The 15,378-nt window shown below is 68.2% G+C and carries 16 protein-coding genes; 11 read left to right on the top strand and 5 right to left on the bottom strand.

Features of this window, described 5'->3' with window-relative positions; translation table 11 throughout:
- Nucleotides 1-32: 32 nt before the first annotated feature.
- The gene (locus tag M8A51_RS13345; protein WP_251778968.1) at nucleotides 33-1,196 is read left to right on the top strand and encodes a sensor histidine kinase; all 1,164 of its coding nucleotides are present in this window, start codon (nucleotides 33-35) and stop codon (nucleotides 1,194-1,196) included.
- Between the two features lie 22 nt (nucleotides 1,197-1,218).
- Here the strand turns inward: M8A51_RS13345 and M8A51_RS26540 are convergent, their stop codons facing one another.
- Nucleotides 1,219-1,368 carry a helix-turn-helix domain-containing protein gene (locus M8A51_RS26540; RefSeq protein WP_368408548.1) on the bottom strand — a complete coding sequence of 50 codons (150 nt, stop codon included), beginning with the start codon at nucleotides 1,366-1,368 and terminating at the stop codon, nucleotides 1,219-1,221.
- 93 nt (nucleotides 1,369-1,461) lie between these two features.
- On the opposite strand from M8A51_RS26540, the gene M8A51_RS13340 reads away from it, so the two are divergent.
- From M8A51_RS13340 to M8A51_RS13330, 3 genes are all read left to right on the top strand, one after another.
- A complete protein-coding gene (locus tag M8A51_RS13340) occupies nucleotides 1,462-1,824 on the top strand; it encodes a hypothetical protein (RefSeq protein WP_251778967.1) in 363 nt (120 codons plus the stop codon).
- Between the two features lie 327 nt (nucleotides 1,825-2,151).
- Nucleotides 2,152-2,658: a helix-turn-helix transcriptional regulator gene (locus M8A51_RS13335; protein ID WP_251778966.1), complete on the top strand. Its 507-nt coding sequence runs from the start codon at nucleotides 2,152-2,154 to the stop codon at nucleotides 2,656-2,658.
- The gene (locus M8A51_RS13330; RefSeq protein WP_251778965.1) at nucleotides 2,655-3,314 is read left to right on the top strand and encodes a nucleotidyl transferase AbiEii/AbiGii toxin family protein; all 660 of its coding nucleotides are present in this window, start codon (nucleotides 2,655-2,657) and stop codon (nucleotides 3,312-3,314) included. The genes M8A51_RS13335 and M8A51_RS13330 overlap by 4 nt, the downstream gene beginning before the upstream one ends.
- A 211-nt stretch (nucleotides 3,315-3,525) precedes the next feature.
- Here the strand turns inward: M8A51_RS13330 and M8A51_RS13325 are convergent, their stop codons facing one another.
- Together M8A51_RS13325 and M8A51_RS13320 are read right to left on the bottom strand one after the other, a co-directional pair.
- Nucleotides 3,526-4,911 carry a sigma-54-dependent transcriptional regulator gene (locus M8A51_RS13325; protein WP_251778964.1) on the bottom strand — a complete coding sequence of 462 codons (1,386 nt, stop codon included), beginning with the start codon at nucleotides 4,909-4,911 and terminating at the stop codon, nucleotides 3,526-3,528.
- A complete protein-coding gene (locus M8A51_RS13320; RefSeq protein WP_251778963.1) occupies nucleotides 4,908-6,710 on the bottom strand; it encodes a sensor histidine kinase in 1,803 nt (600 codons plus the stop codon). Before M8A51_RS13320 ends, M8A51_RS13325 begins: the two co-directional genes overlap by 4 nt.
- A 131-nt stretch (nucleotides 6,711-6,841) precedes the next feature.
- Between M8A51_RS13320 and M8A51_RS13315 the strand changes: the two genes are divergently transcribed.
- Nucleotides 6,842-7,462 (top strand): DUF4166 domain-containing protein, encoded by a 621-nt coding sequence (locus M8A51_RS13315; protein WP_251778962.1) that lies wholly within the window; start codon nucleotides 6,842-6,844, stop codon nucleotides 7,460-7,462.
- A gap of 1 nt (nucleotide 7,463) precedes the next feature.
- Entirely contained in the window at nucleotides 7,464-8,948 is a 1,485-nt protein-coding gene (locus M8A51_RS13310; protein ID WP_251778961.1) for a TIGR01777 family oxidoreductase, read from the top strand.
- Nucleotides 8,949-9,021: 73 nt separating this feature from the next.
- Here the strand turns inward: M8A51_RS13310 and M8A51_RS13305 are convergent, their stop codons facing one another.
- Nucleotides 9,022-9,762, bottom strand: a complete 741-nt coding sequence (locus tag M8A51_RS13305) for a PEP-CTERM sorting domain-containing protein (protein WP_251778960.1) — start codon at nucleotides 9,760-9,762, stop codon at nucleotides 9,022-9,024.
- Between the two features lie 341 nt (nucleotides 9,763-10,103).
- Here M8A51_RS13305 and M8A51_RS13300 point away from each other — a divergent pair, with 341 nt between their 5' ends.
- The 4 genes from M8A51_RS13300 to M8A51_RS13285 all read left to right on the top strand — a co-directional run bounded on the left by M8A51_RS13300 (nucleotide 10,104) and on the right by M8A51_RS13285 (nucleotide 13,273).
- Nucleotides 10,104-10,706 (top strand): hypothetical protein, encoded by a 603-nt coding sequence (locus M8A51_RS13300; RefSeq protein WP_251778959.1) that lies wholly within the window; start codon nucleotides 10,104-10,106, stop codon nucleotides 10,704-10,706.
- A 146-nt stretch (nucleotides 10,707-10,852) separates the two neighbouring features.
- A complete protein-coding gene (locus tag M8A51_RS13295) occupies nucleotides 10,853-11,104 on the top strand; it encodes a hypothetical protein (protein ID WP_251778958.1) in 252 nt (83 codons plus the stop codon).
- An 8-nt stretch (nucleotides 11,105-11,112) separates the two neighbouring features.
- Nucleotides 11,113-12,612 carry a radical SAM/SPASM domain-containing protein gene (locus M8A51_RS13290; RefSeq protein WP_251778957.1) on the top strand — a complete coding sequence of 500 codons (1,500 nt, stop codon included), beginning with the start codon at nucleotides 11,113-11,115 and terminating at the stop codon, nucleotides 12,610-12,612.
- A gap of 103 nt (nucleotides 12,613-12,715) precedes the next feature.
- Complete coding sequence (locus M8A51_RS13285; RefSeq protein WP_251778956.1) at nucleotides 12,716-13,273, top strand: PEP-CTERM sorting domain-containing protein; 558 nt, start codon at nucleotides 12,716-12,718, stop codon at nucleotides 13,271-13,273.
- Between the two features lie 292 nt (nucleotides 13,274-13,565).
- Here M8A51_RS13285 and M8A51_RS13280 read toward each other — a convergent pair whose 3' ends face one another.
- Complete coding sequence (locus tag M8A51_RS13280) at nucleotides 13,566-14,021, bottom strand: surface-adhesin E family protein (RefSeq protein WP_251778955.1); 456 nt, start codon at nucleotides 14,019-14,021, stop codon at nucleotides 13,566-13,568.
- A gap of 610 nt (nucleotides 14,022-14,631) precedes the next feature.
- Here M8A51_RS13280 and M8A51_RS13275 point away from each other — a divergent pair.
- Nucleotides 14,632-15,366, top strand: coding sequence for an AAA family ATPase (locus tag M8A51_RS13275; RefSeq protein ID WP_251778954.1), 735 nt, complete (start codon nucleotides 14,632-14,634; stop codon nucleotides 15,364-15,366).
- Nucleotides 15,367-15,378 lie beyond the last annotated feature (12 nt).

The following is a 15,378-nucleotide window of genomic DNA, read 5'->3' as shown; positions in this document are numbered from 1 at the left end:
GCGGGAGCATTCGGTGCTACCCTGGGTTCACGATGACCAGCGACGCACCGGCGCCCGGTTTAGGCGCGTTCATCGACGGCAACATGGAGCCGATCCTGCAAGAGTGGGAGGCTTTCGCCCACGCCTTGATGCCGCTCGCCGAGCTTGACCGTGCGGCCCTGCGCGACCACGCGGAAGAGATGCTGCGCGCGGTGGTCGACGACATGCGGGCGCCGCAGTCCGAGCAGCAGCGGGCCGACAAGGCCCAGGGGCTGCGCTCCGACAACATGCCGCAGCTGACCCGCGCCGCCCAAGCGCATGCGGTCTCCCGCTTCGGTGACGAGTTCACGATGGACCAACTGGTCGCGGAATTCCGCGCCATCCGAGCGAGCGTGCTGAAGCAGTGGGCCGTGGGCCGGGGCAAGACCGACGAGGCCGTGGAAGAGCTGATGCGCTTCAACGAAGCCATCGATCAGGCGCTCAGCATCTCGATCGCGCGCTATTCCGTGAAACTCGACGAGTCCCGCGCATTGATCCTCGGCGTGCTCGCGCACGACCTGCGCAACCCGCTGCATGCGCTGTCGATCGGCCTGCACTACATCGTGCGCAACGAATCCACCGACGCCAACAGTACCAAGGCGGCTGCCCGGGCGCTGAAGAGCGTCGATCGCATGGATGGCCTGATTCGCGATCTGCTGGACTTCACGCTGGTCCGCCTCGGGCCCGGGTTGCCGGTGACACCGCAGCCCGAGAACCTCGCCTTGATTTGCGCCCGGACGGTCGATGAGGTGGAGGCGTCGCACCCTGGGCGCCGGCTGCGTTGCCGGATCGCCGAACCCGTTCATGGCGAGTGGGATCCCAAGCGCATCTCGCAGATGCTCGTCAACCTGCTGACGAACGCGCTGCAACATGGCGACCCGCACGGCGAAGTGACGCTGGCCCTGGCAGCCACGCCAACCGAGGTGCGTCTCGATGTTCACAACCAGGGGCCGGCGATTCCCGAAGCGCGGCGCGCGACGCTGTTTCAGCCGCTGACGCACGCCGCCCTGGATGCACGCGCCGGCGTGGCGCGCTCTTCCGGCCTGGGGCTGGGTTTGTACATCGCGTGCCAGATCGCGACGGCTCACGGCGGCAGCGTCAAGGTGGCCTCGACCGACGCGGAAGGCACGACCTTCACGGTGCGCATGCCTCGGCACGCCGCACCGCCGTGCGGGTGAAGGCTCCTCGCTGAGCCTGTTCTTACTTCAACCCCAGCCGCCCCAACTTCTTGATCAAGCTCACGCACGACACGCCCAAGCGCCGCGCGGCCTCCGACTGGTTGCCTCCTGCAGGAGGCGCCGGCCGACCTCCGCTGCGACACCTCTGTGGCTTGCCGTCGCTTGACCACATCGTGCAACACCTCCGCGTTTGCCTTCTCAACGTCATCGAAGCAAGAATGCGAAAAAGTACGAGCGCGAGCAGCGCCAATGGGAGGGGCGCCGCATGCGTCATGACGAGTTGAGCAACCCGATCGAACCAGTTCGCCGTTTGTCTTTTTCTCTCGCCGCAGTTTCGATCGTCATCAAGGTCTTGGTCCTCGCGGTGCTGTCATGGCACATCGCCTTCGAGGCCGTCCCCGGTATCGTCACCCGCTTGACGACGCACGGGGATCTCACCGGGCTGGAGCAGACCGCTCTGTTGCTCCGGCTTCTTCCTTACCTGCTGTTGATCGGCTATCTGACATGGCGTCCACGGTCCGCGCTCCGAGGGAGCACCGTGGCGCTCGCGCTTCTTTCCGTCGTGCTGTACGTCGCGATCGTGTTCGGATCGACGCTGTACCTTCACCGCGCGTTCTCGCCGGTCTAGGGTCGCCTGGATCGGGGCGGGTTCCAACGCAGCCGGGTTCGGAGTTCCGTTCTCGAGGTGCCTGCTTCAATTGCTGAATAAGCCGCATTGGCGAGATGTTCAGGACGATCGGGACGCTCCCGCGGGCTTACTTTTACACAGCCGCAGCCCACGCGTGTCGTGGCTCTGCGCGGTTCTGCATCGTCGGTGGTCTGGCTCTCGTGCCCAGGCTGTGGGCGGGCCGGTTCCTCTCCGTTCGGCCCATGCTCTTCACCTACCGATCGCGATTCCAACACGAGAAGTCGAATATATTTGACATCCGTTTGCTGCCACTGATACGCTTCGCTCATGCTGCTGCTCGCAGAACTCAGCCGCGCCGTTCGGTCGCGTCGCTCCGACATGGGGCTGACGCAATCCCGGCTCGCCCTGCTCAGCGGGCTCTCACGTGCAACGATCAACCAGATCGAAAACGGTTCAATCAAGGATCTGAGCTTGAACCGCACAGCGCGCCTGCTCGATGTGCTCGGGCTGTCGATTGATATCGGCGCTGCCCGCCCCAGAGGGGCACAGCCCATGGCGAAGACCCCTGCGTCGGTGCTCGCAGCGCGAACGGCGAGTGTGAGCTATCGAAAGGAGCTTCCGCCCGAGGTGCTCAAAGACGCTCTGCTGAGCGGGCAGGTGCCGCCTCAGTTCAAGGTTCATCTGAACACGCTACTTGAGGATGCGTCGGTCAACTTGCTGTCTCGTGTGGTGGAGGAGTTGAGCGCCGACCGAGGCGTTGAGAGGGCACAGCTTTGGAGGAACATGCGCTCGATGGCTCGCCAGCTCGGCAGCTTGCGGGGGCTGTGGGAATGAGCAAGCACGCGCCTGACCTGTCCCGGCCTGGCCCCTGGGCCGCATTGTTTCCGCACGCCCTCGCGCTGATGGATCACCTGGAGCGTGAGACCCAGGATCCCGTATGGACCTTTGGCGGTGGAACGGTCCTGCTGCTTCGCATTGCGCACCGCCAAAGCAAAGACATCGATCTCTTTGTCCCGGATCCGCAGTACCTCGGCTACGTGACCCCACGATTGAGCGACGCTGCCGAAGCAATCACGACCGACTACGAAGAGCACGCCGAGTACGTCAAGCTGTTCCTTCCTGGGGGAGAGATCGACGTGGTGGTGGGTCAATCGCTGACGGCACACCCCTTCGACGTCGTGCAGCACGCAGGTCGGCCTTTGCGCGTGGAAACCTGTGCCGAGATCATTGCGAAGAAGATGTGGCACCGCGGCGACCGAGTGAAAGCTCGCGATCTGTTTGATCTGTGCACGGTTGCTTTGGAGGAGCCGCAGGAGATAGAGCGAGCCGTCCCTTTCATGCGACGGCATGGCGCTACATTCCTCAGACGGCTCACAGAACGACGCGAAGTGTTGAGCGTAGAGTTCGATCAGATTGACGCGATCGGGCGGACACCCTCATTCGAAGACTGCGTGCGTATCGCGACGCGAGTGATCGAGGCTGCTCTCTGAGCTGGCGCGAAGGGACCCTCCGGTTGCCAGGGCGGCTCCAGGTGGCGACGCTCATGCGGCACATGCGCGTTGTTCTCATAGAACCGATGGGCCAGCGGCCTGTGGTCGCCGCTGGTGACTTCCGCGCGCACGCAACAGTTCGGCGATCCGGGCGGCATCGGCGTGCTCGGCGCGCCTGGCTGTCATGGCAGGGGACCTCCCGTGCCCGGCGTCACTTCAACCCCAGCCGCCCCAGCTTCTTGATCAAGCCCACGCGCGAGACGCCCAAGCGCCGCGCGGCCTCCGACTGATTGCCTCCGGCGGCCTGCATCGCCTCGCTGACCAGCCGGCGCTCCAGTTCGGTCAGGGCCTGGTCGAGCAGGCCTTCGGCTTCTTCGGTGCCCGCGGTGGCCGACGGCATCGACCCGCCCGGGGCCTCGCCCGCGGCCAGCGACAGCAGGTCGGCGTCGACGTCGCGCTGCCCCGGCAGCAGCAAGGCCGAGGCGGCGTCCACCACCGCCTTCAGTTCGCGCACGTTGCCCGGCCACTCGCGGGCGGAGACCCACGCGAGCGCGCTGGCCGACAGCCCGGCGCCGCGCCACTGCGCAAAGCGTGCGGCGAGCAGCGGCAGGTCCTGCCGCCGTTCGGCCAGCGCCGAGGTGCGCAGCACCACGCCCTTGAGCCGGTAGTAGAGATCTTCGCGGAACTCGCCCGCGCGCACCATGGCTTCGAGGTCGCGGTGCGTCGCGGCCACCACGCGCACGTCGCTGCTCAAGGTGACGCGGCCGCCCACCGGCATGTACTGGCCTTCCTGCAGGAAGCGCAGCAGCTTGACCTGCATGGGCGGCGGCATCTCGCCCACTTCGTCGAGGAACAGCGTGCCGCCGCGCGCCACTTCCACCAGGCCCGGCTGGTCGCGGTAGGCCCCGGTGAAGCTGCCTTTGAGGTGGCCGAACAGTTCGCTTTCCAGCAGCTCGGCCGACAGCGCGCCGCAGTGCACCGGCACGAAGGGGCCGGTGGCCTGCGTGCCGTGGTCGTGCAGGGCGCGTGCCACCAGTTCCTTGCCGGTGCCGGTGGGGCCGAGCACCAGCACGTTCACCCGCGTCGGTGCCACCCGGCGGATCATCGCGCGCAGCGACTGCACCGACGGCGCCTGCCCGACCAGGCCCATGGACTCGTCGCCCTGCTGCTGGCGCAGCCGGATCACCTCGGCGTCGAGCCGGTGCTTGCGCAGCGCCCGCGAGACGACAAACCGCAGCAGGTCGGGGTCGATCGGCTTGGCGAGGAAGTCCCACGCGCCCAGTTCGGCGGCACGCAGCGCGAGTGCGTGCTCGGCATGGCCGGTCAACACCACCACCGGGACACCCGCAAAGCGCGCAATGAGGGCCAGGCCCTGCTCGGGGTCCATGCTCGGCGGCATGGCCAGGTCCAGCAGCACCAGCTCGGGCCGCTGGCTGGCGTGCGCGGCCAGCGCCTCTTCGGCGTTGCCGGCCAGCAGCACCTCGTGGCCCAGGTTGCGAAGGAAGGCGCCGCCCAGGCGCTGGAAGGCCGGCTCGTCGTCGACCAGCAGGACGCGACCCTGTTCGGTGGGAGGGGCGGGCGCCGCGGTGCTGCTCATCGGGGAAGCTCCAGGGTGAAGCAGGTGCGCCAGGGGGCGCGGTCGGTCAGCAGCGCGCGGCCGCCGTGGGCCGAGGCAATGCGCGCCACGATGGCGAGCCCCAGCCCGGTGCCGCCGAGGCTGCGCGAAGCGAACGGCTCGAACAGGCGGTCGCGCAGGTCGTCGGGCACGCCGGCGCCGTTGTCGCAGACATGCAGGCGCAGTGTGGTGTCGGTGATGTCCAGGTCGAGCACGCAGCCGTCGGGCGCTGCGCCGCGCGCGTTCTCGACCAGGTTCACCAGCGCCTGCTCGGTGCGGTGCGGGTCCAGCTCGACCCACAACGCGTCGGGCCACGCCGGGCTGAGCTGCAGGCCGGGTTCACGCGCGGCCAGCCGGTCCGCCAGGGTGCGCAGGTCGAAGCGCTCGCGCTGCAGCTTCCATGGCTTGGCGTAGTCGAGCAGGTCTTTCGTGAGGTGCGAGATGCGGGCCACCTGCGCGCTGACCTCGCTGCGGGTTTCGGGGGGCGCCATCGCCACCGCCATGCCGATGATGTTCAACGGGTTGCGGATGTCGTGCGCCACGGTGGCGGCCAGCGCGCCCAGCTCGGCCAGCCGGGCCTGCAGCTGGCGCTCGCGTTCGCGCGCTGCCACCTGCTGGGCCTGCTCGACGCGCACCGTGGCGTCGGCCAGCACCGTGCCGAACAGCTCGGCCACGTGGCGCGGGCCGGGCGGCGCGGCGTCCCAGCCTTGCCAACTGGGGGCCCAGCCCTGGTCTTCACGGCGCATCACCAGCCAGGGCACGCGGCCGCCCTGGGTGTCGGCATCGGCCGGCGGCTCGCCGATGGCCACGCGCGCAGGCATGCCCAGGCGCTGGCTGAGCAGCGCGCCGGCCCGTGCGGCCAGGGCGTCGAAGCTGTCGGCTTCGCCGAGGGCCTGCCGCCAGGCACCCAGGTCTTGCGCGCTGACGGCGCCGCCGGGGTAGATGAGGCGCTGCACGAAGCGCCGCACCGGGCCATTCAGTGCCAGGCAGCCGGCGGCCACCGCCAGGCCGCTGAGCCAGCGCGACTCGAACGGCAGCAGCAGGGGCATCAGTGCCACGATGGCTGCGCCTGCGGCCAGCAGCAGCGTCCACACCAGTGCGCGGCCGGCCCACGCGTTGGCGACGAACACGCCGTAGCGCAGGATGCCGTAGACCAGCATCAATGGGTACAGCGGCAGCGCGAGCAAGGGAAACGGGTAGATGGGCCAGCCCAGCAAGGCGATGCCGTAGCCGAGCAGGCAGCCCACGCCCCACAGGCACGACGCCGTGACGGCGGCGAGCTGCGCGCGTGCCGGCGTGCTGCCGCCGGCCTGCGCACGCATCAGCGCGCGCAGCAGCACCGTCACGCCGGCCAGGCCCAGCACCATCCACGACGTGCTGGTGATCCACGCGGCCGTCTCGGCCCAGGCGATGCGCCCCACCACCGGGTGGTCGACGAAATGCGCCGGCAACAGCACCTGAGACACCAGCACCGCGCAGCCGCCCAGCACGTATGCCGCGCGCACCCATGCGGTGCTGAGCGGCGCCCGGCAGAACACCACGCAGAAGTGGAAGAACAGCGCCGAGGTCAGCGGTGCGGTGGCGAGCAGGTGCAGGGCCAGCGTTTCCACGCCGGGCCCGAACCAGTTGGGCAGCTCGTTGCCGACGATCCAGACCGCGAACGCCGCGAGAAACGCGGCGAGCAGGCGGCCGCCCGCCACCCGGTCGGCCCAGGCGAGCAGCACGCCCGCCAGCAGCAGGGTCTCCAGCAACGACAGGCCCAACGCGACACGCAGCAGCATCTGTATACGGCGTTAACAGTTCACCGGGCCCGACTGTATACGACAGCGACGGGTGTGGGCAGCGTTTTTCAATGGAATCAAGTACTTAGCAGCGCCAGGCGGGGTGGCCTGCTTCTCGCAATGGATCAGGCATGAACACCCTGACCTGTCTCCACCCGAACACCCCCGAGGCGCCGCTCGACCTGGCGGCGATGCTGGGCCCGCAAGCGTGGTCGCGCCTGCCGGCGGCGGTGCAGCGCCGCTTTGCGCCGGGCCACGCGGCACAGACCTATGCGGGCCGCATGGACCTGCGTTGCTCGCGGCTCGGCCGCGTGCTGGCGTGGCTGGCCTGGCCGCTGCGCGGGCCGCTGGTGCCGCATTGCCGCCGGGACGTGCCGGTGGATGTGCGCGTGTACCCGGACGGCACCGGCGGTGTGGTGTGGTCGCGCCGGCTGGGCCGCCACACGGTGTGCTCGGCCAAGCGCGCCCACCCTGAAGGCGGCGTGCTGGAACGCACCTCGGGCGGCCTGGCGATGGCGCTGGACGTGTTCGAAGACCTGGGCGCGCTGGTGTTCCAGAGCCGCCACTACGCCTGGAGCTGGGGGGCCGTCTACCTGCGGCTGCCGCAGTGGCTGAGCCCCGGGCGCTGCCGCGTCGAGCACCGCGACCTGGGGGCCGGGCGCTTCCGGTTCACGCTGACCATGACCCACCCGCGGTGGGGCGTCACCTTCGAACAGACCGGCGTGTTCGACGACCCGGTCGAGGAGTCCTGAGATGCCGTTGATCATCGATGCCGTCCTGATCCTGCAGGCACTGCTGGGCGCGTTCGACAACCTGTGGCACCACGAGTGGCAGGCCCGGCTGCCGCAGCAGCGCGGCGCCCGCAAGGAACTGGCGCTGCATGCCGCCCGCGAGGCGCTGTACGGCGCGCTGTTCTTCGGGCTGGCGTGGTGGGCCTGGCACGGCTGGTTCGCTGTGGTGGTGATGGCCGTGCTGGCGGCCGAGATCGTCATCACGCTGGCGGACTTTCTGGAAGAGGACCGCACCCGCAAGCTGCCCCCGTTCGAACGCTGGCTGCACGCGGTGCTGACTGCCAGCTATGGCCTGTACGTGGGCCTGATGGCCCCGGTGCTGCTGCGCTGGGTCGCCGAGCCGAGTGCATTGGTGACTGCCGGCCGAGGTACGGTGTCGTGGCTGTTGACCGCCTTTGCCGTGGGCGTGTGGGCGTGGAGCCTGCGCAATGTGTGGGCGGTGCGCCGGCTGGGCCGCGAGGCACCGCCTTCGGGGCTTCCCGCGCCCAGAGGTGCAGACGCCGTGCTGGTCACCGGCGGCACCGGGTTCGTGGGTCGGGCGCTCGTGTTGCATCTGCGGACCCAGGGACGGCGGGTGATCGTGCTGACCCGCGACGCCCGCCAGGCGCGGCTGCAATTCGACGCCGGCGTGGCCCTGGTGGAAAGCCTGGACGACATCGCACCCGACACGCGCATCGCCGGCATCGTGCACCTGGCCGGCGCGCGTGTGCTGGGCCGGCCCTGGACGCGCGCACGCCGCTTGCAGCTGATCGAAAGCCGCACGCGCCTGTGCGAAGACCTGCGGCGCCTTGCGTGCCGGCTGGAACAGCGGCCGCAGGTGCTGGTGGCCGCTTCCGCGGTGGGCTATTACGGCGTGCCGGATGCGCAGCTCGAATGCGACGAGCAGACGCCACCGATGCCCGAGGTCTTCCAGTCCGAGCTGTGCGCCGCCGCTGAACAAGGAGCGCGTCGCCTGCAGGCCGTGGGGCTGCGTGTCGTGAGGCTGAGGTTCGGGCTGGTGCTGGGGCGCGAGGACGGCGCCTACCCGATGCAGGCGATGGCCGCGCGATGGGGCCTGGGCGCCAGGCTCGGCGACGGCCGGCAGCCCATGCCTTGGGTCCACCGTGACGATGCGGTGGGCCTGATCACCTGGGCCCTGCAGCACGACGACGTGCGGGGCGCGGTCAATGCCGTGGCGCCCGACCGTTGCGACCAGACCCGGTTCACGCAGGCCCTGGCGGGATCGTTCGGGCGGCGCGCCTGGTTGCGTGTGCCCGCATGGCCGCTGCGCCTGCTGGCCGGCGAGATGTCGACCTTGCTGCTGGACGGGCAGGTGGTGCTGCCGCGCCGGGCGCTGGAGGGCGGGTACCGGTTCAGGCATGTGGGGCTCGAGGATGCGTTGCGGGCGTTGAGGTCCCCGGCGGCGTGTCGGCCGTGGAAAGACGCGAAGGGAGAAACAACGTTTTGAGCCGCGAGTCGGCACAGGTTTCGGCAGCGCCCAGAACGACCGATGGAGCCGTCGTAGGGGCTGCCACTCATCGCTACTTTGCCGAACGCTTGCGATGAAGGGATCGCCCGGCCAGGGCCGCCAGTCCCACCAGGAGAAGCGCCGCACTCTCGGGCTCCGGGATGGCCGCCACATCGCCGTCGTGAACCGCCCATGCATGGATCAAGGCGTCCGGTCCGATGGGCGACTGACGCCCGCTCCAGGTTTCCAGGATCCACACCGACGGCGAGTAGGCGTCTGGCACGGGCGAGCCGCTCCAGTAAGCGTGCGACTGAAAGTTGGCAAAGGGCGCCGTGTGCTGCAAGGCGCAAGGGTCGGCGCACGTCGAGGGCGCGTCGAGGTAGCCGGTGTTGCCGAGTGTCACGTAAAACAGATGGCCCAGCTCCGAGGCAGTCCCCCAGCCTTCGCCAGTGAGCGCGAAGCCGAAGTCTGTGCTCCCGTCGAGGCTGAACTCGGGCTGGTACGCGACGCCGTTGACCGGAGCCACGGACGGCAATCGCCAGCCTCCCACGCCATGCACGCTCAGCCCCGCGGTCCACGCCAGGGCCTCGGCATGGGTCATATAGCCGTCCGGCACGGCGCCGCTGGTCTTCGCGTAGTTCGCGTCTGCGAGCCAGGTGATGTCCAGCTCTGTGTCGTAGTAGGCGTCGAATGCGGCGCTGCCACCCAGGTCTCGTCCGACAAGAGCAGCCCCGGCGAAGTTCGACCAGGTCATGGAGAAGACTGCCGTGCAGAGGGCCGCCTGCCAGACGGGCCTCACTCGTGCCGATTTCATGCCTTGCTCCTTTGCGTTGGACAGATGGCGAAGCATGACAGGCTGACGGCCGGCGGACTGCACGGCCCCCGGGAACCCGCGGGCTCCATTGTCCGGATTGATTTTGGTCGGCGACGAACTATGGGGCAGCTCGGCGCATTTCATCTGGTGCTCCGCGGTTGAAGGCCTCATCAAAGGTCTGCAAGGAAGCCCACAAGCGCAGCTTTGGAGGACATGCGCTTGGCCGCTGAGCACAGCACGTGTTGAACATCCCGCAACAAGCCGACGTTTGCCTCGGCAAACCCATTCGAACAAGAATGCCGCAAAGCAATAGCGCCACCGGCGCAGGGGAGGGTCATCGCATGAAAGATCACAAGCCAGGCAACGCAGTTCATCGGGTCATGGCCCTGGTGTCGGCCGCCTTCCTGACGGGGTGCGGAACGACCGCCGCGTTGGACCCCGATGCATCCGGGCCGGCCGAAGACGAGTCGGTCATCGTGCTGGGCGTGCAGCCGGCCAACTACCGGGTGATGCTGTTCCCCGGCACCGTCAGCGCGGGGAAGTTCACGCAGGACACCTGGAGCGGCGCGGCGATCAACGGTGTGCCGAAGGACGGCTACATCGTCGCGAAAGCCAAGGCGGGCCAGGTGCTGGGGCTGGTGAGCGTGCAGGCCACCAAGGACGGCGGCCATTTCGGGACCGCCTTCAACGCATGCGGTGGCCGGCCGGCGCTCACCTTCGAGGTGCCGAAGTCCAAGGTGCTCTACCTGGTGGACGTCGAGTACGTGCCCCATGCCGTCAGCCTGTTCGTCCACTACACCCACCGCTTCGCCGCTGCAGAGCACCACCTGCGCACGCGCTTTCCCCGGATCCAGGGGCCGATGCAGCAGCACGCGTTCCAAGCGCTTCCGACCACCGCGAGTTGCGGCGGCACCGTCACCATTCCCGTCTACATCGGGCGCTGAGGCGGCAGGCGGTAGGCACCGCCGGCCCTACTGCCGCTTCTGACAGGTGCGGCCCCGCAAGCAGAGCATTCCTGGTTGACCGGCACCGGCCGCTATGTCACCGTGCCATGGCGCAGTACCCCTCGCAACCAACCAGGAGCAACAGCATGGCAAGCAAGGCATCCAAGGTGGGGTCGATGCATCTCATCGTCAGCGACGAGAAGAACCCGGCCGTGAAGCTGAAGAAGGGCATGAGGCTGGAGGTGCGTGAAGTGGCCTTCAACACGCCCGAGCTGAAGAAGGTGGCGCAGGCTTCACGGTTGTGCGGCATGGGTGGGGCCTGCATGGCACTGATCGACATCGGCGCCGACGTGGTGAACCCGGTGCCCAAGACGGCCGCGCGCAAGTCGTCGCGGTAGGCGCGGTCATGCAGGCCGCAGCGGCCGTGCCAGCGATGCTGCTGGCATCGCGCTACAACTTTTCCTTCGCGCAGGGCGGGCGGGTGGTGCTGTTCAATGCCCGCACCGGCACGTCGTGGGTGCTGGAAGGCGAAGCCGCCGCGGCGCTGGGCGCCGAGCTGAGCTCGGCCGTGCAGGCGTGGTCGAGCGAGGGCTGGGACCCGGCGGTGCTGCAACGGCTGCTGGACGGCGGCTTCCTGGTCGATCCCGACTTCGACGAAGTCGCGCAGGTGCGCCACCGCTATTGGGCGGCGCGGCACGAAGCGCCGATGGTGGTCACGGTCACCACCACGCTGGACTGCAACCTGGCGTGCTACTACTGCTACGAAGAACGCAGCGAGCAGCAGCTGGAACACGGCGATGCGGTGGCCATCGCCCGATGGGTGGCGCAGCGCATCGGCACGTCGGGCAAGCGCTCGCTGCATGTCGACTGGTACGGCGGCGAGCCCTTGCTCAACCCGGGCCTGATCGAGGAGCTGTCCGCTTCGTTGCAGGCGCTGTGTCGCGAGCAGGGCGTGCGGTACGACGCATCCATCGTCTCGAACGGCACGCTGTGGCCGCAGGACGTGGGCGGCTTCGTGGCGCGCCACGCCCTGCGCGAGGTGCAGATCTCGCTCGACGGGCTCGAGCACGAGCACAACCGGCGCCGGCGTTACCGCCGGCAGCACCGGCCGGCCCCCGACGCCTCATCGTTCGCGCAGGCGGTGGCGCTCATCGACGCATTGCTGGACCACGTGCGCGTCGACCTGCGTGTGAACGTTGACCCAGGCAATGCCGCCGATGCGGTGCCGCTGATGGAGATGGCGCGCCGGCGCGGCTGGTTCCAGCGCCGCCACCCCATCGTGATGGCGCCGGCGCGGCTGGCGCACTTTTCAGAGCGTTCGGAGTTCATGCGCCAGCACGGGCTGGACACCGTGACGTTCGACGCGCTCGCCTCGCAGATGCGCAGCGCCTGCGGTGACTCGGTGCGCTTCGAGGACCCGTACGTCGCCAACGGCCGGCTGCAGCCGCGCACCAGCGTGTGCGCCGCGTTGGCCGACGACTCCGTGGTGTTCGGCGCCGACAAGTCGCTGTACCGCTGCGGGCTGCAGGTCTCGGAGCCGCACCGGGCCGTGGGCCGGCTGCAGGCGACCCCGCGCCGCGTGATCCCCATCCGGCCGGTGGAAGCGGGCGCGCCGCCCGCCGACGCGGACGCCGGGTGGTGGGCCGCCTACGACCCAACCGAGGAGACGCGCTGCGGCAGCTGTTCCTTCCTGCCGTTGTGCTGGGGGGGCTGCCCCAAGCACCACCTGGAGGACGACACAGCCGCCCTGCTGGAGCAGTGCGGCTACTGGCGCCGCAACCTGGGGCGCTATGTATTGCAACCCTGGTTCGGCGTAGCAACGGAGGCGCTGCCGCCGCTGGGCGAGGAGGCGCAGTTTCGCCGGGGTGTGGCGGTGCTGCCCGGGTCGTGCAGCGCCGCAGCTTGATCGACGATCTGGTGCGCCCGCTCCACCGACATCGGGGGTTGGGGCTGGACCCGGCGCACAAGTAGAGTCCGGGGGCCCGCAACTCGAAAATCAGGAGGACCCCATGCATGCAAAGACAGCGATACGACACGCGGCGCTCGTGGCAGCCGCCATCCTGTGCGACACAACGGCCCAGGCCGAGCGGTGGCATCCGTCAGGCCCCGTCGTCGTGAACCCTCATGTCGCCACGAGCGGATATGTCGGCTGGGAAAGCAAGTACGGGTTCGAGCCGCCCACTTTCGACAGTTGGTCCCTGACCCCGGCTTACGACCAGTGGGTGGTGTTGAAGTTGAAGCAGGACGACTACATTCCCGGCGACAACTACGCGCTGTTCCTCAACGGCGTCGACCTGCCGTGGGACACCTATGTCCCCGGCACGGGCAGCGTGGAGGGCGGCACCTATGCCGAAGGCGAGGTGAAGTTTCTCCTCCAGGCGGGAACGGCCCACGCGCTCACTTTCGTGGCGACGCCATGCGTGGACTCGGAGTGCCACGACGGCGGCGTCGCACGCTACTGGATCACGCCGGTGCCGGAGCCGGGAACCTATGCGCTCGTCTTGGGCGGGCTGGGGGCGCTGGCCTGGCGACGGCGCCGACGCGGTGACGGGCCCGCAGACAGGTAGGCCTGCCGACGTCGGCCGTGAGTGGGGCCGGGACACGGCGGAGCCGCGCGCTCAACGGTGCCGCTGCTGTTCTTGGCCAATGAAGTCTGAGACAACCGGCCCGACGGTGGTGGTCCACCTTTCGCTGCGCCAGTCTGAGACGGGGGCCAGCGGGTCACCGGCAGGCAGGCACGGCGGCAATGTCTGAGACAACGAGAACGTCAGCTTCAGGCTGGAAGGGACTTTTAGGGTCGCTCGCGCCACAGCCGCTTCCGACCCAGAGCGGTCGGCGGAACACCGCGCTTTGGCCGGCTCAGCGGAAAGCTGGTTTGCCTCGGGCAAATACCTCGCAAGCCGCGTACACCAACGCCTTGCCAATCGATTGCGGATCTGTCGGTTGCAGATCAGCGTTCGCCTGCTCGGCCGTGCGCTCCATGCGTCGAACAACTGCTCCGTTGCCACCGGCTTCGGCATAAAAGGTAATTGATTGGTCTGCCAGGCTTTCGGCTGCACAGCCGAAACGGATAACACGTATCGAGGATGCATACGCGTTTCCGTCTGGAGTTCGCTGACTAGGAGAGTGCTGTGCAAGCACCACTGCAACTACCTGGTTGTCAGCATCCCGCCGTGGACTATCGACATCCAGGTAGTAGGCCGTGCCTCCCGCATCGAGTTGAGCAACTCGCCGCCAGTCTGCGGCCTGCACGCTGCTTGCCGCGAAAACAAGCACCAACCCCGTTGAGATTGCGAGCGACCTTGAATCAAGCATTGCCAAGCTGCGTAGAGAGGTTCAATTGGCGAGATTGTCCGTTATTGCCGGGACCTGCGGCTCCGTTCGACCCGATGCAGTCCTTCGTTTGTGAGCTATGCGCGAGCAAAGGGCGCCGGGTAGCCGACTCCGCTCATGTCCCCCGGGATGGGCTACGCCCATCCCTCCTCCTTTACTTCGCTGCGTCGGCCACCCGGCACCCCTTGCCTGAGCGGCTCGCTGCCTTCGAAGTCGCGAACAACGTGCGGTAGTGGATCGGGCCGGCGGGGTGTTCTGCGCAGCGAAGTAAAGGAGGAGCGGCGGGCGTAGCCCGTCGCGGGGGACATGAGCGGAGCAGAGCACCCCGCCGGCTCGATCTCGCGCTAGCGTCTGCAAATGGCCGAGAGCTCTCTGGCGGCATTGTCGGCTGAACTTCCGCTTTCGCCGCTGCATAGCGATCGTTCCAGCCCGGCTCCGTGTCTCAGACGTTAATGGCGCGGAACAGCTGCAACGCCTCTTTCCGGAACACGAAACCGGGTCCGAGGGAAGATGCGAGCCAACGGCGCCGGCGATCCACCGAGCTTTTCCTTCGGCAGAATCGCGTCACCGCACTCAACGGCACCATCGCTCCATGCCTCGTCGCACCCAACCCTATCTGCTGCGTGCATCCTTCCGGCCGGAGGTGGACCTCGACTTCGACGAGTACCCGTTCAACATCCCCGCAGTGCAAGAGCTGGGGAATGTCGACTTCCATCCGAACGTCACGTTTTTCGTCGGCGAGAACGGTTCCGGCAAGTCGACGGTGATCGAGGCGCTCGCGGTGGCGCTCGGGTTCGGCGCCGAAGGGGGCACGAAGAACGTCAGGATGGCGGGTGCCGGCAGCGTTTCGCCGCTGCACGAGGTGCTGCGGCTGGCGCGCGGGGTGCCCGCGCCGCGCGACGGCTACTTCCTGCGTGCCGAGAGCTTCTTCAACGTGGCGTCCTACATGGACGAGGTGGGCTACACGGAAGGCTATGGCGGTTCATTGCATGCACGTTCCCACGGAGAGGCTTTCATGGCCGTGCTGGTCCACAAGCTCAAGGGCAAGGGCCTGTACCTGCTGGACGAGCCGGAAGCGGCCCTGTCGCCCAACCGGCAACTGGCAGCGCTGAGCGCCATCCATCAGCTGGTGGAAGACGGCTCGCAGTTCGTGATCGCCACCCACTCGCCGATCCTGCTGTCCTACCCGCACGCCCGCATCATCCAGTTCGACGCCGCGGGCCTCGGCGAAGTGGCTTACGAAGACACCGAGCACTATGCCGTCACGCGGGACTTTTTGAACCACTATCCGCGGCGGCTGGGCCAACTGCTGGCAGAGGAGGAGTAACGCGTGCGCCGG

The sequence above is a fragment of the Caldimonas mangrovi genome, assembly GCF_023721835.1.
Classification (GTDB): Bacteria; Pseudomonadota; Gammaproteobacteria; order Burkholderiales; family Burkholderiaceae_C; genus Caldimonas; species Caldimonas mangrovi.
Note: the sequence above shows the minus strand (reverse complement) of the source record. Positions and strands in the feature narration are given on the sequence as shown.